This is a genomic window from Vibrio sp. 10N.222.55.C6 (genome assembly GCF_041473395.1).
GTDB lineage: Bacteria > Pseudomonadota > Gammaproteobacteria > Enterobacterales > Vibrionaceae > Vibrio > Vibrio crassostreae_C.
In genome coordinates, this window is sequence record NZ_JBFRSD010000484.1 from 1 (window position 1) to 638 (window position 638).

Annotated in this window: 1 pseudogene; it reads right to left on the reverse strand. The window is 44.5% G+C overall.

From position 1 onward, the window contains the following. Positions 1 to 638, reverse strand: a pseudogene (locus AB4486_RS24710) (hypothetical protein); the annotation flags it as partial.

A 638-nucleotide genomic window follows, 5' to 3' on the forward strand; every position in this document is an offset into this window, starting at 1 on the left:
GTGTAAATCGCGTTCGGATCATCATAAACGGCGTCTGGGTCCTCTATCTTAAAGCCAGACATATCACTCAATGCAATAGAGGTGTCTTCCGGCGTCTCTAAGTTTTCAATATTGACAAAGGTTGGTTGGTCATTGATCGGATCAACCACCAAGTCGACACTGAAAATGGTTTCCGCCCCTAAATACTCAGTGTTATCCGCATCTGTATCTACTGAGCGAACAGAAATAGACAACGGTGTATCAATACCAAGCGTATTACCTGTGTCTGAATTGTGCTCACCGGAGTTAAACACGATCTTATCGAGTGCTGTTGCATCTACGTCTAACGTCCATGTATCAGAGGCTGAATCGTAAATACCTAGTGTTGTTCCATCCGGATGCAAAATTGACGCGTCTTGTGGAACATTGCTGACCACAACACGGATGGTTTCTGGCGAGTTTTCAGTATAAGTCCCACTCCCCGATGCAGAAAATGCGTTATCCAGAATAGTCGTGTTGATTTCAATATCAATATTTTCGCCTTCTAAACCGACTACCGAATCAGTCGGATCCGTATCAATATCGTCCCCTACAGGAAGTACATGCACTTGGAAACTTGGCAGAGTACCTGCGTTAGTTGGTACACCGAGCAAAGATTC